The following is an 18,383-nucleotide window of genomic DNA, read 5'->3' on the forward strand; positions in this document are numbered from 1 at the left end:
AACAGCCCGCGCAAGTACGTCAGGCCCTTCACCCGCTGATCCGCCCGCCGCAACGGCGCGAACACCTCCGCCGCGAACGACTCCAACCGCCCACGCAACAAAGACAGTTCCCCCGGCGTCATACCAACAGCAAACCGCCGGAAACAACCCTTGCCAAGGCCACATAACAAAGCACTACTAGCGCGTGTACTTGCGGATGCGGTAGCGCAGGCGAGACGTCGACGACTGCCAACCGGAGTCCTCGGTGACGGTCCACGCCGCGTCCGGGATCGGGGCGTACGTGTCGCCTGCCACCGCCGAGTCGACGTCGGTCACCCACAGCGTGGTGGCGTACTCCATCGCGGCGCGGTAGATCTCGCCGCCGCCGATCACCCAGATCTCGGCGGAAGCGCCGTCGGGCCGCGGCGGCTCGGCCGCGAGCTCCAACGCCTGCTTGACCGACCCGGCGCGTTCCGCGCCCTCGGCCGCCCATTGCGGATCGCGGGTCACCACGATGTTGCGCCTGCCGGTCAGCGGACGGAAGCGCGGCGGCAGCGAGTCCCACGTCTTGCGGCCCATGACGACGGGATGGCCGAGGGTGGTCGCCTTGAAGTGCGCCATGTCCTCGGGCACGCGCCATGGAATGGCGTTGTCCGCGCCGATCACGCCGTCGAGGGTCTGCGCCCAGATCAGCCCGACGTTCACACCGCGACCGGGGCTTTGATGGCCGGGTGGCAGTTGTAGTCGACCACTTCGACGTCCTCGAAGGCGTAGTCGAAGAGCGAGTCCGCGCGGCGCAGGCGCAGCGAGGGGAAGTCGTACGGCGTGCGCGAGATCTGCTCGGTCACCTGCTCGACGTGGTTGTCGTAGATGTGGCAGTCGCCGCCCGTCCAGATGAAGTCGCCCGGCTCCAGGCCGACCTGCTGGGCCACCATGTGGGTGAGCAGGGCGTAGCTGGCGATGTTGAAAGGTACGCCGAGGAACAGGTCCGCGCTGCGCTGGTACAGCTGGCAGGACAGCTTGCCGTCGGCGACGTAGAACTGGAAGAAGGCGTGGCACGGGGCGAGCGCCATCTTGTCCAGCTCGGCGACGTTCCATGCGGACACGATCATCCGGCGGGAGTCCGGGTCGCGCCGCAGAGTGTCGAGGATGCCGCTGATCTGGTCGATGTGCCGGCCGTCCGGGGTCGGCCAGGACCGCCACTGCACACCGTAGACGGGGCCGAGGTCGCCCTTCGCGTCGGCCCACTCGTCCCAGATGGTGACCCCGTGCTCCTTGAGCCAGCCGATGTTCGAGTCGCCGCGCAGGAACCACAGCAGCTCGTACACGATGGAGCGCAGGTGCACCTTCTTGGTGGTGACCAGCGGAAAGCCCCGCGCGAGGTCGTACCGCAGTTGGTGCCCGAAGACACTTTGGGTGCCGGTGCCCGTCCGGTCGGCTTTGGCCGTCCCGGAGGAGAGCACCAGTCGCAACAGGTCTTCGTACTGGGTGTCCGCCACAACCATGGAGTCTACTGATCACCGGCACCGCACAACGACGAGCGCGCGGGTGCGGCACGCGGGGAGCTGTGCGTGTCGGCCGAATCACGTAACGTGCGATGCGGCTCGGGTGCGGGGACGCGGTGTGTCGGCGTCGGTGTCCGCGTCGGTGTCTGCGTTTGTGTAGGCGTTTGTTGTCTGGGCCTGGACCGCAATGGGGAACCGTGCCGAGTCTCCTGTACTACCCGTCGATCGTTCCGCCGCCCGAGGTCGTCCACCAGGCGGTCCTGTATTGGGACGGATTCGGGTCGGTGGTGCCGGACACGTCGGACCTGCGACAGGCCGGGGTGGCCGACGACCTGGTGGAACTGGAGGCGCACGGCCTCTACCAGCCTCTCCAGCTGGCCGCCGAGATGTTCGACGAGTACAGCCCCTCGGCAGCGGTGCTGGTGGACGAGCTGCGGCGGCTGGCCTCGGCGGGGAGCCCGTCTCCCCCCGATTCGTTCATCTACGTCGGAAAGCTGGGTGCCTGGCTGGAAGACGAACTGGTCGCGCTGGGGTTTGCGACGCCGGGACGGAGCGCCCGGTCCGGCGGTCCGCGGCTCCAGGTCGGCAAGGACGTCGAGACGCTGGTGCTCGGCGTGGTGGCGCGGGAGCTGGCGCAGTACTGGTCGGATCGGGAGCGTCCGTACTTCCCGTACACCACCAGCGATGACGCGTACCGCAGGTCGCTGCGGCCTTCGCCGGATGGCACGGTGGTGCCCGCCTGGCAGATGGAGATCGGGAAACTGCTGCCCTTCCCCGCGTCGAACACGCCGCTCTCCGAGGTGCTCAAGTTCCGTGAACGGTACGCGGACGAGCGAGGCCGCCTGATGCGGGCGCTCCACCGCATGCTGGACGAGCTCCGCCGCTGCTGGGAGCACCCGAGCGACGTCCTGGCGCAGTTCCAGGACGAACTGGCGCAGGCGTCCCGCGACTATCAGGCCGCGCAGCGGAGCCGCTTTCGGACCGTGGCGTCCGAAGGCATCACCTGGACCGGGGGGATAGCCGCCGGATCGGCCGGGGTCGTCATGGGGTTGCCGGCGGAGATCGTCGCGCCGGCCGTCGGCGGCCTCACCGCGATATGGCTGCGCGCACGCGCCGCGAAGGACGCCGGCACCCCCGCGACGGACGACTTCAGCTACCTCCACCAAGTGCGCAAGACCTTGGGCTGACGCGGTCCTTCGGGGCCCTGGGTGAGCTGTCGCCGCCCGTGGCTACCCTGCCCGCATGACGCTCACTGTTGACCAACTGACCGGGTACGTGGACCGCGATCTGGACGCCGATCTGGCGCGCTGGCTCCCGGCGGAACCCCCGGCCGAGATATCCGCCTCGACCCGCCCCGTCGAGCCCTTCCTCGCCCGGCTGCCGCAGGCCGCGGCGACCGCGCTGGCCGCGTTCGACCGCAGGGTCCGGTCGGGCGCGATGCCGCGGTGCCTCGACATCTACGACTGGTCGTACGCCTTCGACTTCGCCGCCAACGACTGCACCATCCTGGACTCCGACTACGAGACGGAGCTTTCCGACGACGATGTGTGGTCCCTCGGCGCCGACGGCGCGGGCAACCTCTACGTGATGCTCACCGACGGGCGCATCGCGGTGTGGTTTGCCGAGGAGGAAGTCATCGAGGAGGGAACGCAGTTCGACAACCTCGACGTGTTCCTCTGGTCGGCCGTGCGGTACCGCGCGGTGCGCGCCGGTGTCCTCGACCTCGCCGCCGTCGAAGCCGACTTCCGCTCGCTCGCGCAGCCGGGTGTGCTGGCCCCGGAGATCGGGCTCCTCGCCTATATGACCTGACCGTCGGCCGACGAGCCGCCGCGCGCGCAGCTCCCCGGCGCTGCGGTCAACTCCGCGGGCCGGGGGACAGCGGCAGCGACACGTCCAGGCCCAACGCCTGGAAGCCGTAGTCGAGTTCGTCGCACCACTCGGGCAGCACCCGATCCCACGCCGCCTCCGCGTCGCGGCTGCCGTGGGGGAGCAGACCGGTGACCACTTCGGTGGTGTCGTCGGCGCCGTCCATCCGCTGAAATACCTGGAACTCCCAGACCAGACCACGCTGTTCGGCCACGTCGGCGCGCACCCGCAGCGCGTACACCGGACGGCGTCTGCGGACCTGGAGCGGAGCGCGCACCGCGGCGCGCCCCGGCGCCAGTACTCGCCACGGCGGTTCGGGGCGGTGGACGTGGTGGAGATCGGAGAACACCGCGCGGCACAGCCGCTCGTACTCGGTGACGATGCGGGCCAACGCGGCGAAGTCGTCGGAGACGTCGCCCGAGGTGTCCGCGGAGTCGACGGCATTCTCGCGGCGACGCAGGTCCTCGCGTACCTGTTCGGCAAGGAACGCGCGGAGGACACCCGCGGGATGGGCGCGCTCGATGTGCGTACACGCGATGAAGGCGCTGTCGTACAGCGCCTGGTACTCCTGACGCAGACCCATCCCGGCCGCACCCGCCTTCCAACCCCCGCAACCGACCACCGGCCCCGCCCGAGGCGGTCCCGACATCAATCGCAGGATTCCATGGCCATGCCGATTCGCGAGTACATCACCCGCCGACAAGAGGCAGTCACGCGCGAGCGGCATGTCGCGGAGACCGAGGCGGCACAGTGGATCTAGGCCTTCACCCGGTACGCCCCGACCGGCAGGCCGCTGACGGTTCTCGAGATCGACGCGTTCGCTGCCACGTGCGTCAAGGCCGGCGGCGACATGGGCCTCGAACCTCCGGCGGAGTCCGGCTTCGGGTTGATCGGGGTCGAGCGTCGGCGCCAACGGATCGCGCGCGATCTCGGCGCGTACGCCGACGAGTTGCGGCACCGCGCGCTGCCCGGCCCGGGATGGATGGACCGGGCGCACAGCATCGCCGGGTTCGCGGTGATGGACGCGGCTATCGCGGCGGATCCGAGCTCGGGGCCGATCGAGGAAGACTTCGACCTGCTGATGGGCGGAGCGGTCCTGGTACGGGCCCCCGGGACGCCGTGGGTTGGCGGGTCGGCGGGAAGGTGCGGCTGGGGGTCAGGGGGTTCGGGTTTTCAGGTGGGCTCGTTCGCCTTGTAGGCCGAAGAGTACGAGTAGTTCGACGGTACGGTCGCCTTCCGCGCCCAGCCAGTGCGGTACATGGGTGTCGAACTCGGCGGCCTCGCCCGCCTTCAGGACCAGGCTCTGGTCGCCGAGAAGGAGACGCAGGCGGCCGTCGAGTACGTAGACCCACTCGAATCCCTCGTGGGTCTTCAGGTCCGGTTCGGTGCCGGGCGGCGCGGGCGGGATGAGGAGTTTGTGGGCCTGGACGCCGCCGGGCCGGCTGAGCGGTACGTACGTCATGCCGTGCCGCGTGACGGGGCGCAGGTGGATGCGCGGGTCCCCGGTGCGGGGCGCGCCCACGAGGGCGTCGAGGGGGACGGCGTAGACCTCGGCGAGGGGCAGGAGCAGCTCAAGCGTCGGTTTGCGGGTGCCGCCCTCTAGGCGGGAGAGCGTGCTCTCGTTGATGCCGGTGCGCTCGGTCAGCTCGGCCAGCGTCAGCCCGCGCCGACGGCGCAATTCGCGCAGGCGGGGGCCGACCGCTTCCAGGACGTCCTTCGCCGCGTTCGCCATGCGTCCCAGCTTGCCGAAACGGCAAGAAGGCTTGCAACTCCGGAGGGGCAGGGCGCACGGTCGTCCGAGCGGGCCGCCGTGCGTCGCCGGGCGGGTGACCGGCCGGTCCGGCGCAGTGCCTGGCAAGCAGTGCGCGGCGAGCAGTGCGCGGCGAGCAGCGTGCTGCCGGCCCGCGAGCGAGCGCCTAGGGAGGGCACCACATGCAACAGGCCGACAGAGACACCGACACCGACTCCGCGGTGTACTGGGAGAAGCACTACTCCCGGCTCGACACCCGGTGGGGCACCAAGCCGAACATCGTCCTGAAAGACCTGGTCGCCGACCTCGCGCCGACTCCCGGCGCGGCCCTGGACCTGGGCTGCGGCCACGGCGGCGACGCGATCTGGCTCGCCGCCATCGGCTGGGACGTCACCGCCGTCGACGTGGCGCGTACCGCCCTCGACCGTGTCGCGGAAGGCGCGCGGGCCGCGGGCGTCTCCGACCGGGTCCACCCGGTACGCCACGACCTGGCCCGCACCTTCCCCGAGGGGGAGTTCGGCCTGGTGAGTGCCAGCTACTTCCACACACCCGTCGAGATCCCCCGCGTACAGGTGCTGCGCCGCGCGGCCGAGGCGGTGGCCCCGGACGGGCTGCTGGTCGTCGTCGAGCACGCCTCGGCGGCGCCCTGGTCCTCGCATGTGGGCCCGGACGTGCGGTTCCCGACCGCCCAGGAGTCACTGGACTCGCTGCAACTCGGCGAGGGCTGGCACACCGAGCGCTGCGACGCGCCGCGGCGTACGGCGACCGGCCCCCAGGGGCAGACCGCGACTGTCACCGACAACGTCATCGCGCTGCGCCGCACGGGTTGAGGCGGGCACCGGCGTGGAACCCGCGTCAGTGGTCCGCCGTACCGACTGCACACAAGGAGAGAAAGCCGTGCCCAACACCCGCCGCCGAAGGGACACCCCTCCGCCGCGCACCGCGAACAGCGAGGCCGACGTTCTGCGCGGGTTCCTCGACTACCTGCGGGCCTCGGTCGCCGCGAAAGTCGAAGGAGCCGCGGAGCCGCAGGTCCGCGCGCCCGCGGTGCCCTCCGGCACCAGCCTGCTCGGCTTGCTGAAGCACCTGATCGCCGTCGAGAGCGCGACGTTCCTCGGCGCAAAGGTCACCAACTGGCAGGCGACGTTCAAGCCTGCCGACGAGGACGGCGTCGCCGACCTCGTCGCCCGGTACCGGGACACCGTCGACCGCGCCAACGAGGTGCTCGACGCGCAGACCGACCTCGGCGCGCCGCTGCCCCGGGCGGGACGTCCGGGCGAGGGGCCCAGTGTTCGCTGGGCACTCACCCACATGATCGAGGAGACCGGACGGCACGCCGGTCACGCCGACATCATCCGCGAACTCGTCGACGGTACGACCGGCCGCTGAGCAGTCCGATCCCGTCGGCCGTGCGCAGCGCCGCCTCCGCCCGACCGCCCGCCGACCGCCACCCGGCCTGCCGCCGACCGCCACCCCGGCCGCCTCCGCGCCTCCATACGTCCGGACGGCCCATTGCGGGCATGACGCGGCGTCCCCCCGGGCACGAGCCGCGCGCGAGGCGACCGCCGGATCCCGGCGGACGGCGACGCGACACGACGCGAACGCCCCCGCCTCGGGAGGGCGGCGCGACGGCCGATACGGGCACCACGGAGAAGCGGAGGCGTTTGCTGTGCACGAAATGGTCCTGGACGCCGGCGACGGTGAACGGCCTCGCGCCTGGCACGTTGCCGCACCCGGTACGGCCGAGCCGTTGTGCGGGGTCCCGATCGATCCGGTGGCACCCGCGCACGTCAGCGAGCGCGACGACGGCGCACTGCACTGCGCGGACTGCCTGGCCGCATACGCCGCCCTCGTCACCGCCGGGTGAGGGCCACCGGTCAGGAAGGCCGGCGTAGTGGCCGCCCGGATCCAGCAGGTCGTCGGAGAGTCGCGGTGGACAGATCGGCGGGTCCGCTCGTACGCCTCCGCCGAACCGTCGAGTCCCGCGCGCAGCAACCGGCGCAACTCGTCGTCGTCCATGCCGGTCATCGCTACATGTGGCAGCACGGCGGCGATTGCGACTGCTCTTGTGTGCAAAGTGCTTTGTGCTCAACGTCGTTGGTACCCGGCGGGCCGACGGCGCGTCGGCCGCGCGGTGCGGGGCCGACACCGCTACGGACCCCGGCTCCTGCACACGTACGACCACTCAAGGGGCGACTGCCCGATCGAGCACGTGGTCGCGCGCCTCGGCGTAGCGCTCGCGAACGCCGGTGCCGGGCAAGCCTCCGTCGTCGTACTGGAGCGTGCCCAGATACGGCTGGCAGTCAGGAGGCGCGGTGCCCGGGCCGGTGAGGGCCCACGCGGCTTGGCGGGCGGCGCCGAGGGCGACGTACTCGGCCGGGCGCGGCACCGAGACCGGCAGGCCCAGGACACTCGGCGCGATCCGCCGTACCGCCTCCGCCCGGGCGGCGCCGCCGATCAGCAGGACCCGCTCGACGGCGACTCCCGCCGAGCGCAACGCGTCCAATCCGTCCGCGAGTCCGCAGAGCATGCCCTCGACGGCGGCCCGCGCCAGGTGCCGGGGAGTGGCGTTGGCCATGGTGAGGCCGTGGATCGCGCCCGACGCGTTCGGCCGGTCGGGGGTGCGTTCGCCCATGAGGTAGGGGACGAGCACGACGCCGCCGGCCCCCGCGGGCGCGTCCAGGGCGAGTTCGGAGAGGGCGTCGTGGTCGACGCCGAGCATGGCCGCGGTGGCGTCCAGTACTCCGGCGGCGTTCAGGGTGCACACCAGCGGCAGGAAGCGGCCGGTGGCGTCGGAGAACCCGGCGATCGTCCCGGTGGGGTCGGCCGACGGTTTCTCGCACACCGCGAAGACGGTGCCCGAGGTGCCCAACGACACGACGACATCGCCCGGTTCGACGCCCAGGCCGAGCGCGGCGGCCATGTTGTCACCCGTCCCCGCGCCGACCGTGATGCCGCGGATGTGGCCCGCGGCATCGGCCGCGCCGGTGAGCCGGGGCAGGGCGGGTACGCGTCCCATCGCCAGCGCCAGTAGGTCGTCGCGCCACGCCCCCTTGGCCGGGGAGTAGTAGCCGGTGCCGGAGGCGTCGCCGTGGTCGGTGGTGAGGCCGTCGAGCCCGCCCGCGCGCTCGCGCAGCCGCCAGGTGAGCCAGTCGTGCGGCAGGCAGACGGCCGCGGTGGCCGCCGCGGCGTCCGGTTCGTGCTCGGCGAGCCAGCGCAACTTGGTCACGGTGAACGCCGCGAGCGGGACGCTCCCGGTGTCACGCGCCCACGCCGCCGGCCCGCCGTGCTCCCGTACCAGGTCGCGCGCGGTTTTAGCGGACCGCGTGTCGTTCCACAGCAACGCGGGGCGCACCGGCGAACCGTACGTGTCCAGGCAGACCATGCCGTGCTGTTGCGCGGCCACGGACACCGCGTCGACGCCGTCGAGGCCGCCGGCCCGGTCGAGCGCCGTGAGCAGGGCCTGCCACCAGTGTTCGGGGTCGACCTCGGTGCCTTCGGGGTGTGCGGCCCGGCCGGACCGTACGACGGCGCCGGTCGTCGCGTCGCACACAAGCACCTTGCACGATTGTGTGGACGAGTCGACCCCCGCGACCAACCGACGCCGCCGCATGTCAGCGGGTTCCGAGGAGGTGTTCGAGGGCGAGTTGGTCGAGCCGTTCGACGTTGCATTCGCGTGCCCCGGCGACCTCGGGGTCGAAGTCGTCGGCGGCCAGGTCCGCGAGGGTCTCGCCGGCGGCGAGTGTGGGCACGGACAGCTCGGGCACCTGGGCCGCGGCCAGCGCCGCCTGGACGTCGGGGTCGGCGCGGAACGCCCGCACGCGCTCGCGCAGGATCAGGTACGTGCGCATGTTGGCGGCCGCGGCGTCCCACACGCCGCGCGGGCCCTCGGTGCGCAGCGGCTTGAAGTCGAAGTGCCGGGGGCCGTCGTAGCCGCCGTGCTCCAGCAGGTCGACGAGGAAGAACGCGCCGCGCGTGTTGCCGTGGCCGAACACCAGGTCCTGGTCGAAGCGGGCGCCGTTCTGGCCGTTGAGGTCGATGTGGAAGAGCTTGCCCGCCCACAGCGCCTGGCCGACCCCGTGCACGATGTTGAGCCCGGCCATCTCCTCGTGGCCGACCTCGGGGTTCACCCCGACCATGTCGGGCCGGGCCAGCTCGGCGATGAACGCGAGGGCGTGGCCGACCGTGGGCAGCAGGATGTCACCGCGCGGTTCGTTGGGCTTGGGTTCGAGGGCGAAGCGCAGGTCGTAGCCCCGGTCGACGACATACTCGCACATCAGGTCGACGGCTTCGCGGAAGCGGTCCAGCGCGGCCACGATGTCCTTGGCGGCGCCGGATTCGGCGCCTTCGCGGCCGCCCCACATGACGTACGTGCGCGCGCCGAGTTCGGCCGCAAGGTCGATGTTGCGCATGACCTTGCGCAGCGCGAAGCGGCGTACCGTCCGGTCGTTGGAGGTGAACGCGCCGTCTTTGAACACCGGGTGCGTGAACAGGTTCGTGGTCGCCATCGGCACGACCAGGCCGGTCTCGTCCAGCGCGGTCCGGAAGCGGCCGACGAGCTTCTCGCGCGTCGCCTCGTCGGCGCCGAACGGGATCAGGTCGTCGTCGTGGAACGTGACGCCGTACGCCCCCAGTTCCGCGAGCCGGTGCACGGTCTCCACCGGGTCGAGCGGAGGCCGGGTGGCGTCCCCGAAGGCGTCGCGCGCGGGCCATCCCACGGTCCACAGGCCGAACGAGAACCGGTCTTCCGGCATGGGGCGGTACTCGGTCACCAGGGCCTCCGCAATGATTAGTCCAGTTCATGGACTAATTAAGTGGCTGCGGTCGGCGGAGTCAATAGCCCGATGGGACCCCCGCGGTCGCCGCGACGTGTCGCCGGGACCGGCCGGCGCGTCGCGCACGTGCCGGTGCCGACGGGAAACCGGGCGCGACCCCGCATCAACTTTGTCCTTCACAAGTGAAAATCTTGGACCGGAATCGCGAAACTTCTTCAACTGACGAGCGAAAGTGGCTAGGTTCGGCCCCGGTCACCCCGGCAAGGACCCCGCAAAGAGACGATGGACGTCGCCCGGCGCAGCGGCTCGGGCGGGGGACATCCACACGGACGTGATTGGGGAACGGTGCACGATGGAGCGGGTGTTGCGGACATCGACGCCATGCGCGTGACGACCAGGCCGGAAAACGGGCATCAGGCGAGGCTGCTCGCTCTCCTCCGGGACGGCGGTCCGCGGTCGCGCGCGGAGCTGGGCGACCTCGTGCACATGTCGCGTTCCAAGGTCGCCGTGGAACTGGACCGCCTGACCGAACTCGGCCTGATCGAGAACGCGGGACTGGCGGCGTCCCGGGGCGGCCGGCGGTCGGGCATCGTCTGCCTGGCCCCGTCCCTGCGCTTCGTCGGCGTCGACATCGGCGCGACGTCGATCGGGGTCGCCGTCACGGACGGCGAACTCAACATCCTGGGCAGGCTGTCGGAGCCGTGCGACGTACGGCAGGGCCCCGACATCGTGCTCGGCCTCGCACTCTCCCTGGTGGCGAAACTACGCGATCAGGGACTGCTGCCCGAGGTGCACGGCCTCGGGCTGGGCATACCGGGGCCGGTGAGCTTCAGCGAGGGTTTCCCGGTGGTTCCGCCGATCATGCCGGGCTGGGACCGCTACCCGGTCCGCGAGGCGCTGGGCCGCGAACTGGGCTGCCCTGTCCTGGTCGACAACGACGTCAACATCATGGCCGTCGGCGAGCGGCACGCGGGCTCGGCCCGCTCGGTCGACGACTTCCTGTTCGTCAAGATCGGCACGGGCATCGGCTGCGGAATCGTCGTGGACGGCGGCGTGTACCGCGGGGCCTCGGGCAGTGCCGGCGACATCGGGCATATCCGGGTCTCCGCGAACGGGCCGACCTGCGCCTGCGGCAACATCGGCTGCCTGGAGGCGTTCTTCGGCGGTGCCGCCCTCACCCGCGACGCCCTGGCGGCGGCCCGCTCGGACGCGTCCCCGCACCTTGCCGCGCGACTTGCGGAGGTCGGGGAGCTGCGGGTCGAGGACGTCGCCCAGGCGATGATGGCGGGCGACACCGCCGCGATGCGCCTGGTACGCGCGGGCGGACAGCGGGTGGGCCAGGTCCTCGCCAGCCTGGTCAGCTTCTTCAACCCGGGCCTGATCGTGCTGGGCGGGAGCGTGCCGGGGATGCTCGGGCATCCGCTGCTCGCCGAGATACGGAGCGTGGTGTACCGCCAGTCGCTGCCGCTGGCGACCGGGAACCTGCCCATCGTCCTGTCCGAACTGCGGGACAGCGCGGGCATCATCGGCGCGACCCGCTTCATCAGCGACCACATCTTCTCGGCGCCCTGATGCCCTGACTCCTTGAGCCCTCGCGGCCTTGAGGCCCTGACAGCCGGGCGCCCCGGCGACCGTACGTCGCGGCGCCCGGACGCGGCACCGACACGAGCGAGCACCACACGAGCCGAACGACCCAACCGACAAGCCCGGCCACCGGGCACGGAACAGGGAGAAGGCACCATGGCGCGACCGATCACGCTGTTCACCGGCCAGTGGGCCGACCTGCCCTTCGAGGAGGTCTGCCGACTGGCGTCCGGATGGGGCTATGACGGCCTCGAAATCGCCTGCTGGGGCGACCACTTCGAGGTCGACCGTGCCCTCGCCGAGGACGACTACGTCGCCGGGCGCCTCGCCCTCCTCGACAAATACGGCCTCAAAGTGTGGGCGGTCTCGAACCACCTTGTCGGGCAGGCCGTGTGCGACGCGGTCATCGACGCCCGGCACGAGGCGATCCTGCCCGCCCGGATCTGGGGCGACGGCTCGCCGGAAGGCGTACGCACGCGGGCCGCCGAGGAGATCAAGGACACCGCACGCGCCGCCGCCCGACTGGGGGTTCGCACCGTCGTCGGGTTCACCGGATCGTCCGTCTGGCACACGGTCGCCATGTTCCCGCCGGTGCCCGAGTCGATGGTCGAGGCGGGGTACCGCGACTTCGCGGACCGCTGGAACCCGATCCTGGACGTGTTCGACGAGGTCGGCGTGCGCTTCGCTTTCGAGGTGCACCCGAGCGAGATCGCGTACGACTACTGGACCACCGTGCGCATGCTCGAAGCCGTGGAGCACCGGCCGGCGTTCGGATTGAACTGGGATCCGTCGCACTTCGTGTGGCAGGACCTGGATCCGGCAGCGTTCCTGCTGGACTTCAAGGACCGGATCTACCACGTCGACTGCAAGGACGCGCGCGTACGCACCGGCGACGGTCGCCGCGGCCGACTCGGCTCGCACCTGCCGTGGGGCGACCCGCGCCGGGGCTGGGACTTCGTCTCCACCGGATTCGGCGACGTGCCCTGGCAGGACTGCTTCCGGGCGCTCAACACGATCGGCTACACGGGACCCATCTCGGTCGAATGGGAGGACGCGGGCATGGACCGGCTGTACGGTGCCCCGGAAGCGCTCGCGTTCGTACGCCGTTTGGGCGCCATCGAGTTGCCCTCGGCGTCGTTCGACAGTGCCTTCTCGTCCGGGCCGGCCAAGGACTGAAGTCCGAGGCTCGACCTGCGGGCCCCGATCTGCGGGCTCCGATCTTCGCGTCCTGGATCTTCGGGCCCTGATCTTCGGGTTCGGATCTTCGGGTTCGGATCTTCGGTTCTGGGCCTTGGGCCCTGATCTTCAGGTCCTCACCGGGGCCTGGCCTTCAGGGCCGACCCACTCCGGCACCGTCTGACCGGCCGTCCTGACAGTGCTTTTCGCGGCCGCTTCCGGGACAAGGGACACCCCTGTCCGCAACTTCTTCCTCTTCCTGGAAAAACGCAGAGTTTTTCTCCGCGAAGAACTTCCACTCCAAAGACAAAGTCTCTAGCGTGGCCGACCACACGGTGGGCGTGGGCGTTCGGCTCCCCGCCGTCGAACCGGCTTGCACCGCACCGCGCTTCCGCAAGGCACGGCTGTTCAGCACGGCACCGCCCGAATTCACCGCACCGCCGATCGTGAGAAGGAGCCCCGCATGCCATCGGCCCCGTCCGCCGAGCACGAACCGCCGCTCCTGGCCATGCGCGCGATCGTCAAGCAGTTCCCGGGAGTCCGTGCGCTCGACGGTGTCTCGCTGGAGGTCCGCGCCGCGGAGGTGCACTGCCTGCTCGGCCAGAACGGCGCGGGCAAATCGACCCTGATCAAGATCCTCGCCGGAGTTCACCAGCCCGACGAAGGCGTCCTGGAATGGCGCGGCGAGCAGGTACGGCCCGGGAATCCCACCGCCGCGATCCGGCTGGGGATCTCCACGATCTACCAGGAACTCGACCTGGTGGACGGCCTGTCCGTGGCCGAGAACGTCTTCCTCGGCCACGAGCGTGCCCGGTTCGGCTTCACCCGGCGCGGCGAGATGAACCGCGCCGCGACCGCGCTCCTGGACCGCCTGGGCCACGGCGAGATCCCGCCCACCACCCGGGTCGGGCGGCTGCCCGCGTCCGGACGGCAGATCGTCAGCATGGCCCGGGCGCTATCCCACGACGCACGGTTGATCGTGATGGACGAGCCGTCCGCCGCGCTCGCCCACGACGAGGTGGAGAGCCTGTTCCGCACCGTGCGCGAACTGACGTCGGCGGGCGTCGCCGTCGTGTACATCTCGCACCGCCTCGACGAGATCCGGGAGATCGGCGACCGGGTCACCGTGCTCAAGGACGGCCGAACCGTGGCCTCGGGACTGCCCGCGCGTGAGACGCCGACGCAGGAAGTCGTCGCGCTGATGACGGGCCGCCGCATCGAGTACGTCTTCCCGGCACGCGCCGGGGACGCGGACACCGCGACCGCCGCCCCCACACCCACTGGCGCCATACCCTCCGGCGCCACACCGCCCGACGCCACGACACCGGACACCGCAACTATCGTCGCCATGAAGCCCGGCACCGCCACCCCCGAGTCGGCCGAGATCCTGCGGGTCGAGCACCTGTCCGTCCGCGGGCGCTTCCACGACGTGTCGTTCACGGTGCGCGCCGGCGAGGTCGTCGGTCTCGCCGGACTCGTGGGCTCCGGCCGATCCGAGATCCTCGCCGCGATCTACGGCGCCATCAAGCCGACTTCGGGCCGCGTGGTGCTGGACGGCGAACGCGTCCGGCCCGGCAGCACGCACGCGGCGGTCCGGCGCGGCATGGGCCTGGCACCCGAAGAGCGCAAGTCTCAGGGCCTGTTGATGCTCGACACCGTCGGGCGCAACATCACCATCGCGTCCCTGAGCCGCTACGCGCGCTTCGGCTGGTTCGACCGGCGCCGCGAGATCGCGGACGCCCGGCGGCAGGCCGAGGCCCTCGACATCCGGCCGCCGGACCCGTACCGCCCGATCCGCACGCTGTCCGGCGGCAACCAGCAAAAGGCCGTGTTGGCCCGCTGGTTGCTGCACGGCTGCCGGCTGCTGCTGCTCGACGAGCCCACCCGGGGCGTCGACATCGGGGCGCGCAACGAGCTGTACACCCAGATGCGCGCGCTCGCCGACAGCGGCATCGCGATCGTGCTCGTCTCCAGCGAGATCCCCGAAGTCCTGGGCCTGTCCGACCGGGTCCTGGTGATCCGCGACGGCCGCATCATCGAACACGCGCCGGCACGCGACCTGGACGAACACCGCGTACTGGACCTGGTCATGGAAGGCAGCAGCCTGTGAACCGCGACGTACGCGACGATCCCGCGACCAACGAGCCGCCCGCCGCCCGGACCGGGGACTCCGCCGAAGCGGGCCCGGACCTCACGAAGGCCTCGTCGCCTCCGCCATCGGACGTGCCCGTGGGCGTCGGCAAGGCGCCGCTCGACCTGGGCGGCGCACGACGCGGCCCGCTGGGCTTCCTCTTCACGCACGCCGGCGGGTCGGGGGCCACCCAGCACATCGCGCTGCTGGTCGCGCTGGGCCTGCTCTTCGTGATCGGGCTGACCACCAAGGGGGACCGTTTCGCGACCAGCAGCAACATGGTCACGATCCTGTCGCTCGCGGCCGTTGTCGGCGTGATCACGGTGGGCATGACCTTCGTGATCATCGGCGGCGGCATCGACCTGTCGGTGGGCGCCATCATGGCGCTGTCGTCGGTCTGGGCGACCACCGTCGCCACCCAGGACACCGGGCTGTTCGGCATGTTGTTCACGGCGATCGTCGTGGGCCTGGTGTGCGGCCTGCTCAACGGGGTGCTGATCGCGTTCGGCGGCCTCGTGGCCTTCATCGTCACACTCGCGGTGAGCGTCTCGGCCCGGGGCCTCGCCGAGCAGATCTCCGACCGGAAGTCGCAACTGGTCGAGGTGGACGGCTTCCTCAAGATCGCCGAGAACAAGTACTTCGGCATACCGATGCACGTGTACCTGTTCCTGGTCGTCGTGGTGGTGGGCTGGATCGTCCTCAACCGCACGACCTTCGGCCGGCGTACGTTCGCCGTCGGCGGCAACCCCGAGGCGGCCCGGCTCGCCGGTATCAACGTCCGGCTGCACACCTGCCTGCTGTACGTCGTGTCCGGCCTGTGCTGCGGAATCGCCGCGATCATGCTGACCGCGCAGGCGAACACCGGTGCGAGCACGCACGGCCAGCTCTACGAACTCGACGCGATAGCCGCCGTGGTCATCGGCGGGACGCTGCTCACCGGCGGCTTCGGGTCGGTGGTGGGGTCGATCCTCGGCGTGCTCGTGTTCACCACGATCCAGGACCTGTTCATCCTCAACAACCTCGCGTCGCCGATCCAGCAGATCGCCAAGGGCGTGATCATCATCGCGGTCCTGCTGATCCAGCGCTGGGGCGGCGTGCGCAGGCGCGTGAACGCCTGACGGCGCGTGCCCGGCGCCACCCCCGCCCGCACGACGCGGCGCGCCCCTCCGGCCTCGTACTTCCGTACCTCCGGCCTCCGTACCTCCAGCCCTCGTACCTCCAGCCCTCGTTCCCCTCGGGAGTCATCCATGTCCCAGCTCCATCGCAGAGGCTTCATCCTGGGCGGCGCCGCGCTGGGCGCCGGCGCCCTCGTGGCGGGATGCACCAGCAACTCGTCGGACAAGGACACCGGCCCGCAGGTCAAGGCGCCGGCCGCGGCCTCGGGCAGCCCCGAGCCGCCCGGAAAGCCCGTCACGATCGGCTTCTCCGCGCCGGCCGCCGACCACGGCTGGATCGGTGCGATCAGCCTCAACGCCAAGGCGCAGGCGAAGGAGTTCTCCGACGTCACGCTCAAGGCGACGGAAGGCACCAACGACGTCAACCAGCAGATCCAGCAGGTGCAGTCGCTGATCGACTCCAAGGTCGACGTGCTGGTGATCCTGCCGTACGACGGCAAGGCGCTCACCGCCGTGGCGCGGCGCTCGATGGAGGCCGGCATCCCGGTCGTCAACCTGGACCGCGTCTTCGCGAACGCGCTGTCGTACCGCACCTGGATCGGCGGCGACAACTACGGCATGGGTGTCAACGCCGGCACCTACATAGCCGCGCAGATGAAGCAGGCCGGCAAGACGAACCCGGTCGTGGTCGAGGTCGCCGGGCTCGACAACCTCGAACTCACCCAGCAGCGCAGCCAGGGCTTCCGCGAGGCACTGGAAGCGGCCGGCATGAAGGTCGCGGCCCGGCAGGCCGCGGACTTCACCGCGGCGGTCGGCCAGCGCGTGGCGGCCCAACTGCTCCAGGCCAACGGCAAGATCGACGCGATGTGGAACCACGACGACGACCAGGGCATCGGCGTCATGGCGGCGATCAAGCAGGCGGGCCGCGACAACGAGTTCCTGATGGTCGGCGGCGCCGGGTCGAAGAAGGCCATGGAGGACATCAAGGCCGACAACACCCCCATGAAGGCCACCGTGCTCTACCCGCCGAGCATGGCGTCGTCCGCGATCATCCTGGCCCGCATGATCGGCCAGGCGAAGTCGCTCGCCGACCTGGCCGAGTTGGAGGTGCCGGCGTCCATCACCACGTACTCGGCCGTGGTCACCAAGGAGAACGTCGACCGGTACCTGCCCACCGCGTTCTCGTAGCCGACTTTCTGCGGCGGCGACCGGGGCGTCCGGTCGCCGCCGTGTCACCGTCACGCGCCGGCGTCCCGAACCGAAAGGCACCCCACACCCATGTCGTCACTTCCCCAGCACTCCCGAACCGCACGCCCGCCCCTGGGTGTCGGCATGGTCGGGCACTCCTTCATGGGGCGTGTCCACTCGCACGCATGGCGCTCCGTGGACGCCTTCTTCGACCTGCCCATGCGGCCCGAACTGCGGGTCGTGGCCGGTCGGGACGCGGCGCGCGTCGAGGCCGCCGCGGCCCGGCTGGGCTGGGCCGAGTCGACCACGGACTGGCGCGAACTCCTCGACCGGGACGACATAGCGCTGATCGACATCTGCGCCCAGGGCTCGGTGCACGCCGAGATCGCCGTCGCCGCACTCGAGGCGGGCAAGCACGTGTTGTGCGAGAAGCCGCTGGCGAACACGCCGGCCGAGGCGGAGGCGATGGCCCGGGCGGCGGCCGCGGCCGCCGAGCGCGGGGTCCTGGCCATGGTCGGGTTCAACTACCGCCGCGTCCCGGCTCTGACCCTGGCCCGTACGCTCGTCGCCGACGGCAGGCTCGGCACCATCCGCCACGTCCGCGCCCGGTACCTCCAGGACTGGATCGTCGACCCCGAACACCCGCTCGTGTGGCGGCTCGTCCGCGAAGAGGCCGGCTCCGGGGCGCTGGGCGACATCGGCGCGCACATCATCGACCTGGCCGAGTTCCTGACGGGCGATCACATCACCGGGGTCAGCGCCGTCACCGAGACGTTCGTGCACAAGCGTCCGCTGGGCACCGCCGGATCCGGCATCGGCGCGCAGGCCGCCGGCCCGACAAGCGGCAGCGCCGACGGAATCGGCACGGTGACCGTCGACGACGCCGCGATCTTCCTGGCCCGCACCTCCGGCGGCGCGCTCGCGACCTTCGAGGCCACCCGCTTCGCCACCGGCCGCAAGAACGCGCTGAGCATCGAGCTGAACGGCTCGCGCGGCAGCCTCTCCTTCGACTTCGAGGCCATGAACGACCTGTGGTTCCACGACCACGACGAGCCGGCCGCCACCGCGGGCTTCCGCCGCATCACCGTCACCGAGCCCACCCACCCGTACACCGGCGCGTGGTGGCCGCCCGGCCACGGCCTCGGCTACGAGCACAGCTTCACGCACCAGGCCCGCGACCTGGTCGAGGCCATCGCGACGGGTACGACTCCGCAGCCCTCGTTCGACGACGGCCTGCGGGTCCAGCGGGTCTTGGCCGCCGTGGAGGCGAGTGCCGCCGACAGCAGCCGCTGGACGCCGGTCGACGGCTGACCC

At 71.0% G+C, this 18,383-nt stretch carries 18 protein-coding genes; 12 read left to right on the forward strand and 6 right to left on the reverse strand.

From position 1 onward, the window contains the following. Positions 1 to 177: 177 nt before the first annotated feature. Together ACWD12_RS38890 and ACWD12_RS38895 are read right to left on the reverse strand one after the other, a co-directional pair. Positions 178 to 684, reverse strand: coding sequence for a dihydrofolate reductase (locus tag ACWD12_RS38890; protein WP_450103595.1), 507 nt, complete (start codon positions 682 to 684; stop codon positions 178 to 180). Further along, complete coding sequence (locus ACWD12_RS38895) at positions 681 to 1,478, reverse strand: thymidylate synthase (protein ID WP_450103596.1); 798 nt, start codon at positions 1,476 to 1,478, stop codon at positions 681 to 683. The genes ACWD12_RS38890 and ACWD12_RS38895 overlap by 4 nt, the downstream gene beginning before the upstream one ends. Before the next feature lie 203 nt (positions 1,479 to 1,681). Here ACWD12_RS38895 and ACWD12_RS38900 point away from each other — a divergent pair, with 203 nt between their 5' ends. Together ACWD12_RS38900 and ACWD12_RS38905 are read left to right on the forward strand one after the other, a co-directional pair. Then, entirely contained in the window at positions 1,682 to 2,671 is a 990-nt protein-coding gene (locus ACWD12_RS38900) for a hypothetical protein (RefSeq protein ID WP_450103597.1), read from the forward strand. Between the two features lie 55 nt (positions 2,672 to 2,726). Next, the gene (locus ACWD12_RS38905; protein WP_358360327.1) at positions 2,727 to 3,293 is read left to right on the forward strand and encodes a hypothetical protein; all 567 of its coding nucleotides are present in this window, start codon (positions 2,727 to 2,729) and stop codon (positions 3,291 to 3,293) included. Positions 3,294 to 3,339: 46 nt separating this feature from the next. Here the strand turns inward: ACWD12_RS38905 and ACWD12_RS38910 are convergent, their stop codons facing one another. Further along, a complete protein-coding gene (locus tag ACWD12_RS38910; RefSeq protein WP_450103598.1) occupies positions 3,340 to 3,933 on the reverse strand; it encodes a hypothetical protein in 594 nt (197 codons plus the stop codon). A gap of 267 nt (positions 3,934 to 4,200) precedes the next feature. Here ACWD12_RS38910 and ACWD12_RS38915 point away from each other — a divergent pair, with 267 nt between their 5' ends. After that, positions 4,201 to 4,548 carry a hypothetical protein gene (locus ACWD12_RS38915; protein ID WP_450103599.1) on the forward strand — a complete coding sequence of 116 codons (348 nt, stop codon included), beginning with the start codon at positions 4,201 to 4,203 and terminating at the stop codon, positions 4,546 to 4,548. On the opposite strand, the gene ACWD12_RS38920 is transcribed toward ACWD12_RS38915, so the two are convergent. After that, positions 4,507 to 5,082 (reverse strand): helix-turn-helix domain-containing protein, encoded by a 576-nt coding sequence (locus ACWD12_RS38920; RefSeq protein WP_358360321.1) that lies wholly within the window; start codon positions 5,080 to 5,082, stop codon positions 4,507 to 4,509. The genes ACWD12_RS38915 and ACWD12_RS38920 overlap by 42 nt on opposite strands. Positions 5,083 to 5,282: 200 nt before the next feature. On the opposite strand from ACWD12_RS38920, the gene ACWD12_RS38925 reads away from it, so the two are divergent. The 3 genes from ACWD12_RS38925 to ACWD12_RS38935 all read left to right on the forward strand — a co-directional run bounded on the left by ACWD12_RS38925 (position 5,283) and on the right by ACWD12_RS38935 (position 6,967). Next, on the forward strand, positions 5,283 to 5,930 hold the full coding sequence (locus ACWD12_RS38925) for an SAM-dependent methyltransferase (protein WP_450103600.1): 648 nt from the start codon (positions 5,283 to 5,285) through the stop codon (positions 5,928 to 5,930). 67 nt (positions 5,931 to 5,997) lie between these two features. Then, a complete protein-coding gene (locus ACWD12_RS38930; RefSeq protein WP_450103601.1) occupies positions 5,998 to 6,489 on the forward strand; it encodes a DinB family protein in 492 nt (163 codons plus the stop codon). Between the two features lie 280 nt (positions 6,490 to 6,769). Further along, the gene (locus ACWD12_RS38935; protein ID WP_450103602.1) at positions 6,770 to 6,967 is read left to right on the forward strand and encodes a hypothetical protein; all 198 of its coding nucleotides are present in this window, start codon (positions 6,770 to 6,772) and stop codon (positions 6,965 to 6,967) included. A gap of 318 nt (positions 6,968 to 7,285) precedes the next feature. Here ACWD12_RS38935 and xylB read toward each other — a convergent pair whose 3' ends face one another. Both xylB and xylA read right to left on the reverse strand, forming a co-directional pair. Then, entirely contained in the window at positions 7,286 to 8,713 is a 1,428-nt protein-coding gene (gene xylB / locus ACWD12_RS38940; RefSeq protein WP_450103603.1) for a xylulokinase, read from the reverse strand. Position 8,714: 1 nt separating this feature from the next. Then, a complete protein-coding gene (gene xylA, locus ACWD12_RS38945; protein WP_450103622.1) occupies positions 8,715 to 9,854 on the reverse strand; it encodes a xylose isomerase in 1,140 nt (379 codons plus the stop codon). Between the two features lie 408 nt (positions 9,855 to 10,262). Here xylA and ACWD12_RS38950 point away from each other — a divergent pair, with 408 nt between their 5' ends. The 6 genes from ACWD12_RS38950 (at position 10,263) to ACWD12_RS38975 (ending at position 18,380) form a co-directional block, all read left to right on the forward strand. Continuing rightward, complete coding sequence (locus ACWD12_RS38950; RefSeq protein WP_450103604.1) at positions 10,263 to 11,447, forward strand: ROK family protein; 1,185 nt, start codon at positions 10,263 to 10,265, stop codon at positions 11,445 to 11,447. 168 nt (positions 11,448 to 11,615) lie between these two features. Further along, entirely contained in the window at positions 11,616 to 12,635 is a 1,020-nt protein-coding gene (locus tag ACWD12_RS38955; protein ID WP_450103605.1) for a sugar phosphate isomerase/epimerase family protein, read from the forward strand. Positions 12,636 to 13,098: 463 nt separating this feature from the next. After that, complete coding sequence (locus ACWD12_RS38960; protein ID WP_450103606.1) at positions 13,099 to 14,745, forward strand: sugar ABC transporter ATP-binding protein; 1,647 nt, start codon at positions 13,099 to 13,101, stop codon at positions 14,743 to 14,745. Between the two features lie 170 nt (positions 14,746 to 14,915). Further along, a complete protein-coding gene (locus ACWD12_RS38965; RefSeq protein ID WP_358360334.1) occupies positions 14,916 to 15,884 on the forward strand; it encodes an ABC transporter permease in 969 nt (322 codons plus the stop codon). Positions 15,885 to 16,013: 129 nt separating this feature from the next. Beyond that, the gene (locus ACWD12_RS38970) at positions 16,014 to 17,069 is read left to right on the forward strand and encodes a substrate-binding domain-containing protein (RefSeq protein ID WP_358360302.1); all 1,056 of its coding nucleotides are present in this window, start codon (positions 16,014 to 16,016) and stop codon (positions 17,067 to 17,069) included. A 90-nt stretch (positions 17,070 to 17,159) separates the two neighbouring features. Further along, positions 17,160 to 18,380, forward strand: coding sequence for a Gfo/Idh/MocA family protein (locus ACWD12_RS38975; protein WP_450103607.1), 1,221 nt, complete (start codon positions 17,160 to 17,162; stop codon positions 18,378 to 18,380). Positions 18,381 to 18,383 lie beyond the last annotated feature (3 nt).

It is taken from the genome of Streptodolium elevatio (assembly GCF_053592165.1).

Excerpts from the sequence above, each read along its gene's own strand:
- xylA (WP_450103622.1), bottom strand. The coding sequence starts at position 9,854 with ATGCCGGAAGACCGGTTCTCGTTCGGCCTGTGGACCGTGGGATGGCCC.
- ACWD12_RS38975 (WP_450103607.1), top strand. The coding sequence starts at position 17,160 with ATGTCGTCACTTCCCCAGCACTCCCGAACCGCACGCCCGCCCCTGGGT.
- xylB (WP_450103603.1), bottom strand. The coding sequence starts at position 8,713 with ATGCGGCGGCGTCGGTTGGTCGCGGGGGTCGACTCGTCCACACAATCG.
- ACWD12_RS38955 (WP_450103605.1), top strand. The coding sequence starts at position 11,616 with ATGGCGCGACCGATCACGCTGTTCACCGGCCAGTGGGCCGACCTGCCC.
- ACWD12_RS38920 (WP_358360321.1), bottom strand. The coding sequence starts at position 5,082 with ATGGCGAACGCGGCGAAGGACGTCCTGGAAGCGGTCGGCCCCCGCCTG.
- ACWD12_RS38910 (WP_450103598.1), bottom strand. The coding sequence starts at position 3,933 with ATGGGTCTGCGTCAGGAGTACCAGGCGCTGTACGACAGCGCCTTCATC.
- ACWD12_RS38960 (WP_450103606.1), top strand. The coding sequence starts at position 13,099 with ATGCCATCGGCCCCGTCCGCCGAGCACGAACCGCCGCTCCTGGCCATG.
- ACWD12_RS38915 (WP_450103599.1), top strand. The coding sequence starts at position 4,201 with ATGGGCCTCGAACCTCCGGCGGAGTCCGGCTTCGGGTTGATCGGGGTC.
- ACWD12_RS38905 (WP_358360327.1), top strand. The coding sequence starts at position 2,727 with ATGACGCTCACTGTTGACCAACTGACCGGGTACGTGGACCGCGATCTG.
- ACWD12_RS38970 (WP_358360302.1), top strand. The coding sequence starts at position 16,014 with ATGTCCCAGCTCCATCGCAGAGGCTTCATCCTGGGCGGCGCCGCGCTG.
- ACWD12_RS38925 (WP_450103600.1), top strand. The coding sequence starts at position 5,283 with ATGCAACAGGCCGACAGAGACACCGACACCGACTCCGCGGTGTACTGG.